This window comes from Pseudomonas sp. FP2300 (assembly GCF_030687595.1).
Classification (GTDB): Bacteria; Pseudomonadota; Gammaproteobacteria; order Pseudomonadales; family Pseudomonadaceae; genus Aquipseudomonas; species Aquipseudomonas bijieensis.
Genome location: NZ_CP117440.1, coordinates 4,605,371 through 4,618,949 on the forward strand (window position 1 = coordinate 4,605,371; position 13,579 = coordinate 4,618,949).

The following is a 13,579-nucleotide window of genomic DNA, read 5'->3' on the forward strand; positions in this document are numbered from 1 at the left end:
TCGAGAATCCTTCAAAAACTGAGGCTGAGGCACCATCTCCGAGCAAAAATCGCGAAGCATTTCTTCGAGCATTAGATGGCATTTCAAGATGAGGGTTATGTCATCCATTTGGGCAGTAAAGTGCTTTTCGAAACGCTGATCGTGCTTCTTGCTGAACTCTACGTTGACCATAAATTCACCTTTGAGGAGCCAATTCTTCATCGGGTTTTGCGCGGGTTTTGCGCGGGTTTTGCGCAGGCACAAAAAAGCCGATCTATCTGATCGGCTTAACTGCCTGATTTTACTCAGTGAATATGGTCGGGACGGAGTGATTCGAACACTCGACCCCTAGCACCCCATGCTAGTGCGCTACCGGACTGCGCTACGCCCCGACTAGGCGTGAATCTTGTTTCGCTTCTCAGCGGAACGCTCAGGAATATATCGCAAGCTTTTGAAAACTGGAAGTATTTAAAAGCAGAAATTTTATTTCTTGAGCACCACCAGTACATCTTCAAGCTCGGCGATCATCTGGCGGATCATCTGTTTGTACTGGGTTGTGTCGTCTTTGGCCTCATCACCGGAGAGGCGCAAGCGCGCGCCGCCGATGGTGAACCCCTGGTCATAGAGCAGCGCGCGGATCTGCCGGATCATCAGCACGTCTTGTCGCTGATAATACCGGCGGTTTCCGCGGCGCTTGACCGGGTTGAGTTGAGGAAACTCCTGCTCCCAATAGCGCAGCACGTGCGGTTTTACCGCACACAGCTCGCTGACTTCACCAATGGTGAAGTAGCGTTTGCCCGGGATGACGGGTAGTTCGTCGTTATGACTTGGTTCCAGCATAAGCCTCAACTCGGGCCTTCAACTTCTGCCCTGGACGAAAGGTGACCACACGGCGAGCCGTGATCGGGATTTCTTCTCCCGTTTTCGGATTGCGGCCAGGCCGCTGGCGTTTGTCCCGAAGGTCGAAATTGCCGAAACCGGACAATTTGACCTGCTCGTTGTCTTCCAGAGCGTGCCTGATTTCTTCGAAAAACAGTTCGACCAATTCTTTGGCCTCCCGTTTATTCAGGCCCAACTCCTCATACAGACGTTCCGCCATCTCAGCTTTCGTCAGAGCCCCCATACGTCACTTCCTTAACGTGGCGTTCAACCTGGTTTCGAGCGAGGTGAGGATGTTTTGCGTTGCGGTATTCACCTCATCGTCATTAAGAGTGCGCGATGGATGCTGCCAGGTCAAGCCGACTGCAAGGCTTTTTCTATGCGGATCAATACCTTTACCCTGATACACGTCAAATAGCCTGAGGTCCGTGAGCCATTCGCCTGCATTTTCACGGATTACGTCCAGTACGGCGCTGGAGGCAACGTCGCGATCGGCCAGCAATGCAAGGTCACGACGCACTTCAGGAAAGCGCGATAACTCCTGGAATTTCGGCATTTTCCCCTGTGCCACTTCGGCCAGTACCAGCTCGAAGACGAACACCGGACGATCAAGCCCCAGGGTTTTCGACAGTTCAGGGTGAATTGCCCCCACATAACCGACTTCACGCCCTTCGCGCTCGATGCGCGCGGTCTGCCCCGGGTGCAACGCCGGGTGCTTGCCAGGCACGAACGTGAACGCGTCGAGCGCACCGGCAAAACCCAGCACCGCTTCGACATCAGCCTTGACGTCGAAGAAATCGACGACATCACGGCCTTGCGCCCAGCCTTCCGGCAAGCGGCTGCCGCAGACAACACCGGCCAGCATCGGCTCTTGCTTCAAGCCTTCCAGTTGACCGACAAAACGCAGGCCGCTTTCGAACAGACGCACGCGATCCTGCTGGCGGTTCAGGTTGTGCTGGAGCGACTTGACCAGGCCCGGCCACAGGGACGAGCGCATGGCGGCCATGTCGTTGGAGATCGGGTTGGCCAGCAACAGCGGCTCGACACCTGGGCTGAACAGTTCGAACTGGCGTGGATCGATGAAGCTGTAGGTGATCGCTTCCTGATACCCACGGGCCACCAGCAGGCGACGCAGCTCCGGCAGGTTGCTACGGGCCTCAGTCTTGGCCTGTGGGGCCAGGCGCGCTTGCGGGTAGCGAACCGGCAGGCGGTTGTAGCCGTACAGGCGAGCCAGTTCTTCGATCAGGTCGACTTCCAGGCTGATATCGAAGCGATGGCTTGGCACTTCGACGCGCCATTGCCCTGCCCCATCGGCGCTGATGTTCAGGCCCAGGGCGCTGAGCAGGCGCTCGACTTCGGCCGGGGCCATTTCCATGCCCAGCATCTGGGTGATGCGCTGGGCACGCAGGGTAACCGGTGCAATCTTGGGCAGGTGCTGTTCGCTGACGGTCTCAATGATCGGGCCGGCTTCGCCGCCAGTAATGTCCAGCAGCAGGCCGGTGGCGCGCTCCATGGCTTCACGGGCCAACTGCCAGTCCACACCACGCTCGTAGCGGTGCGAGGCGTCGGTGTGCAGGCCATAGGAACGCGCCTTGCCAGCGACGGCGATCTGGTCAAAGAACGCGCTTTCCAGGAATACATCGCGGGTCGTGGCGGATACGCCACTGTGCTCGCCGCCCATTACGCCAGCAATCGCCAAGGCGCGGGCGTGGTCGGCAATCACCAGGGTGTCGCTGCGCAGGGTCACTTCCTGGCCATCGAGCAGCACCAGCTTCTCGCCTTCTTCGGCCATGCGTACGCGGATGCCACCGTTGATTTCGGCGAGATCGAACGCATGCAGCGGTTGACCCAGCTCCAGCATCACATAGTTGGTGATGTCGACGGCAGCGTCGATGCTGCGCACGTCGGCGCGACGCAGGCGCTCGACCATCCACAGCGGCGTCGGCTTGGACAGGTCGACGTTACGGATCACACGGCCCAGGTAACGCGGGCACGCCGCTGGCGCCAGTACTTCAACCGAACGCACTTCATCGTGCACAGCCGGCACACTCGCCACCACAGGGCGCGTCACCGGAGCGGCATACAACGCGCCAACTTCACGGGCCAGGCCGGCCAGGGACAGGCAATCGCCGCGGTTCGGGGTCAGGTCGACCTCGATGCTCGCATCGTCCAGGCCCAGGTATTCACGAATGTCCTGGCCCACCGGCGCGTCAGCCGGAAGTTCCATGAGGCCATCGTTGCCTTCGCCAATCTGCAGTTCAGCCTGGGAGCACAACATGCCATTGGACTCGACGCCACGCAGCTTGGCTTTCTTGATCTTGAAGTCGCCCGGCAGTTCGGCGCCGATCATGGCGAATGGGATCTTCAGGCCCGGGCGCACATTGGGCGCACCGCAGACGACCTGGAAGGTTTCCGCGCCATTGCTGACCTGGCAAACCCGCAGTTTGTCAGCGTCCGGGTGCTGCTCGGTGCCCAGCACCTCGCCCACGACCACACCGCTGAACTCACCGGCGGCGGGGGTCACGCTATCGACCTCGAGGCCGGCCATCGACAGGCGAGCAACCAGCTCGTCCCGGCTTACCTGCGGGCTTACCCAGCCGCGCAGCCATTGTTCACTGAATTTCATCCTGCTCTCCTAATAGATTCGTTACGGGTTGCGACCTAGCGAAATTGCGCAAGGAACCGCAAGTCGTTGTCGAAGAACAGGCGCAAATCATTCACACCGTAACGCAGCATGGCCAGGCGCTCGACGCCCATGCCGAAAGCAAAGCCCGAGAATTCTTCCGGATCGATCCCGGACATACGCAGCACGTTCGGGTGAACCATGCCGCAGCCCATGACTTCCAGCCAGCCCGTCTGTTTGCAGACGCGGCAGCCTTTACCGCTGCACATCACGCATTCCATGTCGACTTCAGCCGATGGCTCGGTGAACGGGAAGTACGAAGGGCGGAACCGCACCGCCAGTTCTTTTTCGAAGAACACCCGCAGGAACTCTTCGATAGTGCCTTTCAGGTCGGCGAAATTGATGTCGCGATCGACCAGCAGGCCTTCGACCTGGTGGAACATCGGCGAGTGGGTGATATCGGAGTCGCTGCGGTACACACGGCCTGGGCAGACGATGCGGATCGGCGGCTGCTGCGATTCCATGGTGCGGACCTGTACCGGCGAGGTATGGGTGCGCAACAGCATGTTCGCATTGAAATAGAAGGTGTCATGCATCGACCGGGCCGGGTGATGGCCTGGGATGTTGAGCGCTTCGAAGTTGTGGTAGTCGTCTTCGACCTCAGGGCCTTCGGCAATGCCGTAGCCGATGTGGGTGAAGAACTGCTCGATGCGTTCCAGGGTCCGGGTCACCGGATGCAGGCCACCGGAAGTCTGGCCACGGCCAGGCAGGGTCACGTCGATGGACTCGGCGGCGAGCTTGGCAGCCAGGTCCGCCTCCTCGAACAACGCCTTGCGCGCATTGAGGACCTCTGTGACACGCTCCTTGGCAACGTTGATCAGCGCGCCGACCTGCGGGCGCTCTTCGGCCGGCAGGTTCCCCAGGGTCTTCATCACCTGGGTCAACTCGCCCTTCTTGCCAAGGTACAGAACCCGGATTTGCTCCAGGGCATTGATATCTTCAGCGCTTTGCACAGCCTCTAGTGCTTGAGCGACCAGCGCGTCCAGGTTTTCCATGTACAGACTCCAGATACGAAATAGGGGAAGAGCTTTAAGGCTCTTCCCCTATTTATGACGTTTGACACCAAGGCCCACAGATGCGGACCCCGGTGACTGCCGGGGGTACTTAAGCCAAGGTGGCTTTAGCTTTCTCGACAATCGCAGCAAACGCCGCTTTTTCGTTCACTGCCAGATCAGCCAGAACCTTACGGTCGATCTCGATGGACGCTTTTTTCAGGCCAGCGATGAAACGGCTGTAGGACAGACCGTTAACACGAGCACCAGCATTGATACGAGCGATCCACAGAGCGCGGAACTGACGTTTTTTCTGACGACGGTCACGGTAGGCGTATTGGCCTGCCTTGATTACCGCTTGCTTGGCAACACGGAATACGCGGGAACGCGCGCCGTAGTAGCCTTTAGCAAGTTTCAGAATTTTTTTGTGACGCTTACGGGCAATGACGCCACGCTTTACACGAGCCATGAGTTACTTCCTCTATTCTTGATCCAAAAATTAACGAAGGCGCAGCATGCGCTCGACTTTTGCCACGTCAGACGGATGCAGCAAGCTGCTACCGCGCAGTTGACGCTTACGCTTGGTCGACATTTTGGTCAGGATGTGGCTCTTGAAAGCGTGCTTGTGCTTGATACCGTTAGCAGTTTTCAGAAACCGCTTAGCAGCACCACTTTTGGTCTTCATCTTTGGCATGTTCGGATACTCCGCATTCAGTTGATAAACATAATCGCAAGGCCTGCCGTGCCCTGTTGATTACTTCTTCTTTTTCGGGGCGATGACCATGATCAGCTGGCGTCCTTCCATCTTAGGATGCTGTTCGACCGAACCGTACTCGAGCAGGTCTTGTTCAACCCGCTTGAGGAGTTCCATCCCCAGCTCCTGGTGGGCCATCTCACGGCCGCGGAATCGCAAGGATACCTTGGCCCTGTCCCCGTCACTCAGGAAACGTACCAGGTTGCGCAGTTTTACCTGGTAATCCCCTTCCTCCGTCCCTGGACGAAACTTGATTTCTTTTACCTGAATCTGCTTCTGGTTTTTCTTCGCCGCGGCAATCTGCTTCTTCTTTTCGAAGATAGACTTGCCGTAGTCCATCACCCGGCAAACCGGCGGGACTGCGTCTGCGGAAATTTCTACCAGATCAAGCTTGGCTTCTTCAGCAATACGAAGCGCTTCATCAATCGAGACGATGCCAATCTGCTCGCCGTCAGCGCCAATTAACCGAACCTCGCGTGCCGAGATATTCTCGTTGATCGGGGCTTTCGGTGCAGCTCGTTTATCTTGTCTCATTTCACGCTTAATAATAATTACTCCAAATCTGGGCGACCACGCCGGGAAACCGCTTGCGCGAGAAACTCAGCGAATTCGGCGACGGGCATCGAGCCCAGGTCAGCACCTTCACGAGTACGCACAGCGACAGTCTGCATCTCGACCTCCCGATCTCCAATAACCAAGAGAAAGGGAACCTTGAGCAAAGTATGCTCGCGGATTTTAAAGCCGATCTTTTCATTTCTCAAGTCGGACTTGGCACGAAATCCGCTTTGGTTGAGAGTTTTTTCGACCTCGGCGGCAAAATCTGCCTGTTTATCAGTGATATTCATGATCACTGCCTGGGTCGGCGCCAACCACGCGGGGAACGCGCCCTCGTAGTGTTCGATCAGAATCCCGACGAAGCGCTCGAACGAACCGAGGATCGCGCGGTGAAGCATGACCGGGTGCTTGCGGCTGTTGTCTTCGGACACGTATTCGGCGCCCAGACGGATCGGCAGGTTAAAATCGAGCTGCAGGGTACCACACTGCCACACGCGACCAAGGCAATCTTTCAGCGAGAACTCGATCTTGGGGCCGTAGAAAGCCCCCTCACCCGGTTGCAGGTCATACGCAAGGCCCGCGCTATCGAGGGCGGCGGCCAGGGCCGCTTCGGCGCGATCCCACAATTCGTCGGAGCCAACGCGTTTTTCCGGACGAGTGGACAGCTTCATCTCGACTTCGGTGAAGCCGAAGTCCCGGTAGACGTCCATGGTCAGCTTGATGAAGGCGGCGGATTCGGCCTGCATCTGCTCTTCAGTACAGAAGATGTGCGCATCGTCCTGGGTGAACGCACGCACGCGCATGATGCCGTGCAGCGCACCGGACGGCTCGTTACGGTGGCAGGCACCGAACTCGGCCAGGCGCATCGGCAGCTCGCGGTAGCTCTTCAAGCCCTGGTTGAACACCTGCACGTGGCATGGGCAGTTCATCGGCTTGATGGCGTAGTCACGGTTTTCCGACTGGGTGGTGAACATGTTGTCGGCGTAGTTGGCCCAGTGCCCGGATTTCTCCCACAGGCTACGGTCAACCACTTGCGGCGTCTTGATCTCCAGGTAGCCGTTTTCACGCTGGACCTGGCGCATGTACTGCTCGAGCACCTGGTACATCGTCCAGCCGTTCGGGTGCCAGAACACCATGCCCGGGGACTCTTCCTGGGTATGGAACAGGCCCAGGCGCTTGCCGATCTTGCGGTGATCGCGCTTCTCGGCTTCTTCAATACGCTGGATGTAAGCCGCCAGTTGCTTCTTGTCCGCCCAGGCGGTGCCATAGACGCGCTGCAACTGTTCGTTCTTCGCATCGCCACGCCAGTAGGCGCCGGACAGCTTGGTCAGCTTGAAGGATTTCAGGAAACGCGTGTTCGGCACGTGCGGGCCACGGCACATGTCGACGTATTCTTCGTGGTAGTACAGGCCCATGGCCTGCTCGTCCGGCATGTCTTCCACCAGACGCAGCTTGTAATCCTCGCCACGGGCCTTGAACACTTCGATGACTTCGGCGCGCGGGGTGACTTTCTTGATGACGTCGTAATCTTTCTCGATCAGCTGCTGCATGCGCTGTTCGATGGCGGCCATGTCGTCCGGCGTGAAAGGCCGCTCGAAGGCGATGTCGTAATAGAAGCCTTCATCGATGACTGGCCCGATGACCATCTTCGCGCTCGGGTACAGCTGCTTGACCGCATGGCCGACCAGGTGCGCACAAGAGTGGCGAATGATCTCCAGCCCCTCTTCATCCTTTGGCGTGATGATTTGCAGCGTGGCGTCGCTGTCGATGACGTCACTGGCGTCGACCAGCTTGCCGTTGACCTTGCCGGCCAGGGTGGCCTTGGCCAGGCCCGCGCCGATGGATGCGGCGACCTCGGCTACGGAAACCGGGTGGTCGAATGAACGTTGACTGCCGTCGGGAAGAGTAATAGTTGGCATGGCGCCTCCTCTCCTAGTGGTGACCCCTACCAAAGGTCACGTGGGTTGGGATGAGCCAGTACAAGATCCAGTCCAGGCCATTCAATGACGAACGCCTGCCTTACAGCGGCAGGAGCCTTGCGGCCAACCGGGAAAACCGAACCAGAGTGACTGGGATTCAAATCAGGGTTATTTCGAACATTTGCCACTGGGACGAGTCGTCCACAGCCTGGAAATAGCCGAGCCCGGCATGCTAGCACAGATGAACGGTCATCGCCGTGCTGGAATTGAAACAGGCGTAAATCCGGGTTTTTATGCCAGAGTGCTGAACTGAACCGAGCGCAACGCCTCAGATATCAAGACATCGACCCGAAAGGAGCATCTTCGCATGCGTCTCAATACGTTGTTTGCAGTAGTCGCCCCCCTTGCCCTGCTGCTTCCACTGACCGCCCATGCCGACTGGCCCAAAGGCGAGCGCGAAAAATACATGGCCCAATGCACGGAGGCGGCAACGCCCCAGATCGGCGCGGCTGCAGCCAAGGCTCATTGCGCCTGTGGCGCCGACGCGATCAAGTCCTACCCGGCCTCGGACATCCAGGCCTTGATGGATAACAAGGCCGCACCGGAACTGCAGCAAAAAGCCCTGGGGCAGATCGCAAAATGCAAGGCCGATAACAAGGCGAAAAAATGAGGAAGCAGCCTTCCTGAACAGGCCCGGCAGGGTTGAAAAACCCTGATTCAAGGCTTTTTCGAACGATTTATTCAGGTTTTACAGCTTTTTTTATCGTCTTTACTTTCGGCTGAAAGCCTTTAAAACCGGGCCTTTCAGCGGGTATAGGCGGTAAAGTAAACACGACTGATTGGCAAACAGCGCGTCCGGGGGGCTCCCAAATCGAACATTTCGACTATGATACCCGGGTGTGCCCAGTTGGCCTGAGCAGCACAGTACACTGAAAATATATGTTTCTTGGAGATACACCATGTCTAATCGCCAAACCGGCACCGTTAAATGGTTCAACGATGAAAAAGGCTTCGGCTTCATCACTCCTCAAGGTGGCGGTGACGACCTGTTCGTACACTTCAAAGCTATCGAAAGCGACGGTTTCAAAAGCCTGAAAGAAGGCCAGACCGTTTCCTTCGTGGCTGAGAAAGGCCAAAAGGGTATGCAAGCTGCACAGGTTCGCCCAGAGTAATTTCTCGGCGCACTAAAAAAACCCCGTCCATGTGACGGGGTTTTTTATGGGCGATTGAAAGCCGCCAATCAGCCGCAGTTCACCCGGTTGACCACCAGGTTGGCGTCGGTATTGAGGTTCAGGCGATCGGAGCGGTACTCAAGCGTGACCATGTCGTTGGGCTTGAGAATACGCGCGTTCTGCGCGCCGGCGCGGGCACGGGCCTGCTCCAGCAATTGCGGCGAGGCCTGCTTGCCAATGGCGAACTCGGCAGCCTTTGCTTCGCAGCGGCTGTGACCGGTCTCGGCCGCCACGGGATCGGGGGTCGACTCAGAGGTGCTGCTGCAACCACTCAAAACCACGGCGGCCAGCAAAGTACTCAATGACGCGAGCTTCCAAGGCATGAAGCCTCCTTTTTTCAATAAATAAACAGAGAGCGTGCGACAGCCCAAACGGTACTTGGTTTCAAGACCATGGCCATCAGCCTCCCCTCATCCGGAAAACCGGCAGTTTGCCTGACCCCAGTCGCCCTGGTCAGACATGAATCGTGACTGAATATGAACAACGTTCAGTAAACGTCAATGTAATCGAAGGGTGGGTTTGGCCAGTTGTCTTTCAGTGCGTTGTAGATCTGCATGACCCAGACCTCGTCGCTGGCAGCGACCCGTCCGACATAGCCGGAACCTTTGGCCCACGTCTCAAGCCGAAACAGCAAGCCATCGATGTCGACGCCCCCCACAACGCCCGAAGACAGATAAGCGATCCCCCCCTTGGTCACGCGCAATTGGGTGTGCTCGTCATCACTGGCAGAAGCCAGCAACTGACGAACCGACTCAAGGGTCAACCCGTCAGGCGCGTTCAAATCGATCTGCACGGCAGGGCTCCTTCAGAAGTCAAAAAACAAGTGTCGCACAGCCCTCACCCGATGCCTAAGTCGCAGTGCCAAACCCGCTGCAAAAATGGTTAACTCAGCCTACAGACCTCCCAACTCGCGAGCCCCACCATGAGCACCGTCAGCATCGAAGTCACCATCAATGCCAAATGGTCAGAGGGACACAGCTCCTACAGCCCCAGTACCGCGGAAGAGCTGGCAATTATTGGTATCGACCTGTTGGTCAAGGAGCTGGGAACGGCGGCCGCGCAGAAATTCATCCAGCAGGCGTTCGAGCGATACCCGAACATCACCGAAACGGTCGAGTGAAGCTCGGGCACCCGCAGGCCATGGCCTGCGGGCCCGCCGCGAGACAGGTTACTTGAGGCGCGCCAGGCGCTCGGTCAGCAGATCGAAGAAGCCCTGGGCATCACCGTTCTCCACCCAGAAGGCATTCTTGGGCGCCTTCAAGCCGTCGTACCAGTCGACGATGGTCTGCCCGAAAGTCGGACCTTCACGACTGTCCACCACGAGGTTGACCGAACGGCCGGTAAACAATTGCGGCTTGAGCAGGTAGGCAATCACCGTCGCGTCGTGCACCGGCCCACCGGTCATGCCGTAGTGCTCCATGTCGCCCTTGACGTACTCGTTAAGGATATCGCCCACCAGTTTGCTGGCGTTGTTGTTCACTGCGGCGATCTGCTTCAGGCGCGCTTCGCTGGTGAGAATCTTGTGGGTCACGTCCAACGGCAGATACGTCAGCTTCAGGCCACTTTTTGCGACGATCTCGGCCGCCTGTGGGTCGGCGAACAGATTGAATTCAGCCACCGGCGTGATATTGCCACCGTTGAAGTGCGCGCCGCCCATGATCACCACTTCCTTGATGCCCTGGACAATGTCCGGCTCCTGGACCAGCGCCAAAGCCAGGTTGGTCTGCGGGCCGAGCATGGCAATGGTGATGCTGTGGGGCTTGGCGGCCTTGAGCGTGTCGATCAGGTAGTTGACGGCATTGCCCTCGGCCAGGCCTTTCTTCGGCTCGTGGACGGTGACACCCGACAGGCCTTCCTTGCCATGGATGTTTTCCGCGTAGATCGGCGTGCGCATCAGCGGTTTCGGCGCCCCAGCATACACCGGCACGTCTTCGCGCCCCGCCCACTCTCGCGCCAGGCGAGCATTGCGGGAGGTCTTGTCCAGGCGAACATTGCCGGCGACGGTGGTCAGCGCGCGGATATGGAGCTCTTCAGGGGACGCCAGGGCGAACAGCAGCGCTACCACGTCATCGGCCCCCGGGTCGGTGTCGATGATCAGGTCGATCTTTTCCGCCGCCTGGGCGCTTGTAGCGGTGATCAATGACAAAAGCAGCAGACTCCGGAACAGTTGATGCATTTTCTGAGCATAGCGGTGCATGGCGCACTCCTTGTGCAGGGTTGACAGGTTAGAACGTGACTCCAGCGATCAGCACGATGTTGCAGTATGGAGAACACTCGCCTGTGCGAATGATCGCCCGAGCTTGTCGGCTGATGACCTTGAACTGTTCATGACTGACCAGTTCCCGCTCGCCCAACGCGCCTTCGGCATGCAGCGCTTCCAGGGTCGTCAAGGCCGACGGTTGCTTATCGAGGATTTCCTCGGCCAGGACATGGCTTTCTACCTGCATTTCGCTGAGCACCACTTTCAAGGTGCTGACAAAATCCGGGATGCCATGGGTCAGGGCCAGGTCGATCAATTCGACCTGGGGCGGTACCGGTAGCCCGGCATCACCGATGACCACTTTGTCGCCATGGCCGAGGGAAGCGATCAGTCGCGACAGTGCCACATTCAACAACGGCGTCTTTTTCATGATTTGAAGGCCTGTACTTCCAGCAACGTGGGGATTGAAGGCTGCGCGCCAGCGCGGGTGACCGACAGCGCCGCGGCGACCTGGCCGAAACGAATCGCATCGACCTCGCTTTTGCCACTGGCCAAGGCTGCCGCGAAGCCGCCGACAAAAGTGTCGCCGGCCGCCGTGGTGTCCACCGCCTTGACCCGCGGGGCCGGGAAGTGTTCGAAACTTGTGCCGTTGGCGAACATCAGACCCTGGGCGCCCAGCGTCACGATCACCTTGCCAGCCCCGGCGGCGATCAGATGCGCTGCGGCGGCTTCGGCGGTCTCCAGGGAATCCACCGCAAGTCCGCTCAAGACTGCGGCTTCGCTTTCATTGGGAATCAGGTAATCGACGCAGGCGTACCAATCGACCGGCAATGTGTGGGAGGCCGGCGCCGGGTTGAGGATGACGATCTTGCCCAGCTCACGACCGCGCTTGAGGGCATGGCCAACGGTGGCATCCGGCACTTCGAGCTGGCAGATGATGACATCGGCGCTTTGCAGTACTTCATCGACACCGCCCAGGACTTCAGGGGTGAGCACACCGTTGGCACCGGCGACGATAACGATCGCGTTCTGGCTGTTGTCGTCGACGATGATCAGCGCCACGCCGCTGGCACCCTCCTCCACACTGACCGCCTGGCAGTCGATACCCTCGGCCAACAGCCCGCCACGCAATTGCTCGCCGTAGGCGTCGCTGCCCACACAACCGACCATCGACACCTTCGCGCCCAAGCGCGCGGCGGCCACCGCCTGGTTGGCGCCCTTGCCGCCCGGGATGGTGGAGAACGACTCGCCAATCAGTGTTTCACCACCGCGCGGCAGACGCGGCGCCCGGGTCACCAGGTCCATGTTCAGGCTGCCTATTACCACTACTTTTGCTGGCATACATCACTACTCATCAATTCGGTTCAGCGGTATTGGGCGAATGTGCCGGACAGCGGCGCAGTCGACTCTCGCAAGACAATACTCGGCGTCACGATCCGCTGGTCGGTGGCAAGGCCTGGCGTCGCAATTCGTCGCAGCAGCACTTCGGCCGCCATCTCGCCAAGTTGCAGGATCGACTGCCCTACCGTGGTCAACGCCGGGTAGACATATCGGCTCATCTGAATGTCATCGAAACCGATGACCGACAGCTCGCTGGGCACGCGCACGTTGCGTTCAGCGGCGGCGCGCAGCACACCGATGCCGATCATGTCGTTGGCCGCAAAAATCGCGCTCGGCGGCTGCTGCTCCAGCAGTTGCGCGGCGGCTCGGTAGCCGCCGGTACTGGTGAAATCGCTCTCGAGCATACGCTCGACGGGCAGTTCGATTCCGGCCTCTTTCAGCGCCCGGCAGTAACCGGCCAGGCGCATTTGCGCCACGCTGGTATCGGCCGGGCCACCGATGAAGGCGATGTCGCGGTGCCCCAGCTCCAACAGGTGCCGGGTCGCCAGGTAAGCGCCGTATTCATGGTCGATGCGCACCAGGTCGGCGTCGACGCCATCGAGCCCGCGGTCGACAATCACCATGGGCGTGCGCACGTTGGCCAGGCCCTCGGCCAGGCCGACATCGCCGCCGGCGGACGCGAAGATCAACCCGTCGATGCGCTTTTCCAGCAGCACCCGCAGGTAGCTGCGTTGCTTGTCCGCGTTATCGTCGGAGTTACACAGGATCACGCAATAGCCGTTGCGCTCACAGTAATCCTCGATACCCCGGGCCAACTCGGCAAAGTATGGGTTGAGGGCGTTGGGCACCAACAGGCCGATGGTCGCCGTGGTCTTGGCCTTGAGCGACCGGGCCACGGCGCTGGGCACGTAGTCCAGGCGCTCGATGGCCGCCTCGACCTTGAGCCGCACCTCTTCGCTGACCGGTCGCGTCTTGTTCACCACGTGGGACACGGTGGTGTAGGAAATCCCCGCGAGCGCTGCTACATCCTTGATCGTCGCCATGG

Annotated in this window: 18 protein-coding genes and 1 tRNA gene; 4 read left to right on the forward strand and 15 right to left on the reverse strand. The window is 58.9% G+C overall.

Annotated elements, in window-relative coordinates:
- Nucleotides 1-75 precede the first annotated feature (75 nt).
- Nucleotides 76-261 carry a hypothetical protein gene (locus PSH86_RS20240; RefSeq protein WP_305484557.1) on the forward strand — a complete coding sequence of 62 codons (186 nt, stop codon included), beginning with the start codon at nucleotides 76-78 and terminating at the stop codon, nucleotides 259-261.
- 33 nt (nucleotides 262-294) lie between these two features.
- Here PSH86_RS20240 and PSH86_RS20245 read toward each other — a convergent pair.
- The 9 genes from PSH86_RS20245 to thrS form a co-directional block, all read right to left on the reverse strand.
- Nucleotides 295-371: transfer RNA gene (locus PSH86_RS20245), tRNA-Pro, on the reverse strand.
- Between the two features lie 91 nt (nucleotides 372-462).
- The gene (locus PSH86_RS20250) at nucleotides 463-819 is read right to left on the reverse strand and encodes a MerR family transcriptional regulator (RefSeq protein ID WP_003179985.1); all 357 of its coding nucleotides are present in this window, start codon (nucleotides 817-819) and stop codon (nucleotides 463-465) included.
- Nucleotides 800-1,102 carry an integration host factor subunit alpha gene (ihfA, locus tag PSH86_RS20255; protein ID WP_002553164.1) on the reverse strand — a complete coding sequence of 101 codons (303 nt, stop codon included), beginning with the start codon at nucleotides 1,100-1,102 and terminating at the stop codon, nucleotides 800-802. The genes PSH86_RS20250 and ihfA overlap by 20 nt, the downstream gene beginning before the upstream one ends.
- A 3-nt stretch (nucleotides 1,103-1,105) precedes the next feature.
- Nucleotides 1,106-3,484 (reverse strand): phenylalanine--tRNA ligase subunit beta, encoded by a 2,379-nt coding sequence (pheT, locus tag PSH86_RS20260; RefSeq protein ID WP_305484559.1) that lies wholly within the window; start codon nucleotides 3,482-3,484, stop codon nucleotides 1,106-1,108.
- A gap of 35 nt (nucleotides 3,485-3,519) precedes the next feature.
- Nucleotides 3,520-4,536, reverse strand: coding sequence for a phenylalanine--tRNA ligase subunit alpha (gene pheS, locus PSH86_RS20265; RefSeq protein ID WP_025212923.1), 1,017 nt, complete (start codon nucleotides 4,534-4,536; stop codon nucleotides 3,520-3,522).
- Nucleotides 4,537-4,645: 109 nt separating this feature from the next.
- Nucleotides 4,646-5,002 (reverse strand): 50S ribosomal protein L20, encoded by a 357-nt coding sequence (gene rplT, locus PSH86_RS20270; protein WP_002553161.1) that lies wholly within the window; start codon nucleotides 5,000-5,002, stop codon nucleotides 4,646-4,648.
- A gap of 30 nt (nucleotides 5,003-5,032) precedes the next feature.
- Complete coding sequence (gene rpmI, locus PSH86_RS20275) at nucleotides 5,033-5,227, reverse strand: 50S ribosomal protein L35 (protein WP_002553160.1); 195 nt, start codon at nucleotides 5,225-5,227, stop codon at nucleotides 5,033-5,035.
- Between the two features lie 60 nt (nucleotides 5,228-5,287).
- The gene (gene infC / locus PSH86_RS20280; RefSeq protein WP_169432615.1) at nucleotides 5,288-5,839 is read right to left on the reverse strand and encodes a translation initiation factor IF-3; all 552 of its coding nucleotides are present in this window, start codon (nucleotides 5,837-5,839) and stop codon (nucleotides 5,288-5,290) included.
- Nucleotides 5,839-7,761, reverse strand: a complete 1,923-nt coding sequence (gene thrS, locus PSH86_RS20285) for a threonine--tRNA ligase (RefSeq protein ID WP_109754696.1) — start codon at nucleotides 7,759-7,761, stop codon at nucleotides 5,839-5,841. The genes infC and thrS overlap by 1 nt, the downstream gene beginning before the upstream one ends.
- Nucleotides 7,762-8,128: 367 nt before the next feature.
- Between thrS and PSH86_RS20290 the strand changes: the two genes are divergently transcribed.
- Both PSH86_RS20290 and PSH86_RS20295 read left to right on the forward strand, forming a co-directional pair.
- Complete coding sequence (locus PSH86_RS20290; RefSeq protein ID WP_109754695.1) at nucleotides 8,129-8,431, forward strand: hypothetical protein; 303 nt, start codon at nucleotides 8,129-8,131, stop codon at nucleotides 8,429-8,431.
- A 289-nt stretch (nucleotides 8,432-8,720) separates the two neighbouring features.
- Nucleotides 8,721-8,933, forward strand: a complete 213-nt coding sequence (locus tag PSH86_RS20295) for a cold-shock protein (RefSeq protein WP_003179963.1) — start codon at nucleotides 8,721-8,723, stop codon at nucleotides 8,931-8,933.
- Nucleotides 8,934-9,001: 68 nt separating this feature from the next.
- Here PSH86_RS20295 and PSH86_RS20300 read toward each other — a convergent pair whose 3' ends face one another.
- Together PSH86_RS20300 and PSH86_RS20305 are read right to left on the reverse strand one after the other, a co-directional pair.
- On the reverse strand, nucleotides 9,002-9,316 hold the full coding sequence (locus PSH86_RS20300; protein WP_176689429.1) for an I78 family peptidase inhibitor: 315 nt from the start codon (nucleotides 9,314-9,316) through the stop codon (nucleotides 9,002-9,004).
- Between the two features lie 164 nt (nucleotides 9,317-9,480).
- Complete coding sequence (locus PSH86_RS20305; protein WP_109754693.1) at nucleotides 9,481-9,786, reverse strand: hypothetical protein; 306 nt, start codon at nucleotides 9,784-9,786, stop codon at nucleotides 9,481-9,483.
- Nucleotides 9,787-9,915: 129 nt separating this feature from the next.
- Here PSH86_RS20305 and PSH86_RS20310 point away from each other — a divergent pair, with 129 nt between their 5' ends.
- A complete protein-coding gene (locus PSH86_RS20310) occupies nucleotides 9,916-10,113 on the forward strand; it encodes a hypothetical protein (protein ID WP_109754692.1) in 198 nt (65 codons plus the stop codon).
- A gap of 48 nt (nucleotides 10,114-10,161) precedes the next feature.
- On the opposite strand, the gene PSH86_RS20315 is transcribed toward PSH86_RS20310, so the two are convergent.
- From PSH86_RS20315 to PSH86_RS20330, 4 genes are read right to left on the reverse strand one after another with little or no spacing between them, the layout of a single operon-like run.
- A complete protein-coding gene (locus PSH86_RS20315; protein WP_116832926.1) occupies nucleotides 10,162-11,190 on the reverse strand; it encodes a nucleoside hydrolase in 1,029 nt (342 codons plus the stop codon).
- Between the two features lie 28 nt (nucleotides 11,191-11,218).
- On the reverse strand, nucleotides 11,219-11,623 hold the full coding sequence (gene rbsD / locus PSH86_RS20320; protein ID WP_116832927.1) for a D-ribose pyranase: 405 nt from the start codon (nucleotides 11,621-11,623) through the stop codon (nucleotides 11,219-11,221).
- Nucleotides 11,620-12,534 carry a ribokinase gene (rbsK, locus tag PSH86_RS20325; protein ID WP_305484566.1) on the reverse strand — a complete coding sequence of 305 codons (915 nt, stop codon included), beginning with the start codon at nucleotides 12,532-12,534 and terminating at the stop codon, nucleotides 11,620-11,622. Before rbsK ends, rbsD begins: the two co-directional genes overlap by 4 nt.
- A 23-nt stretch (nucleotides 12,535-12,557) precedes the next feature.
- Entirely contained in the window at nucleotides 12,558-13,577 is a 1,020-nt protein-coding gene (locus PSH86_RS20330) for a LacI family DNA-binding transcriptional regulator (protein ID WP_109754688.1), read from the reverse strand.
- Nucleotides 13,578-13,579 lie beyond the last annotated feature (2 nt).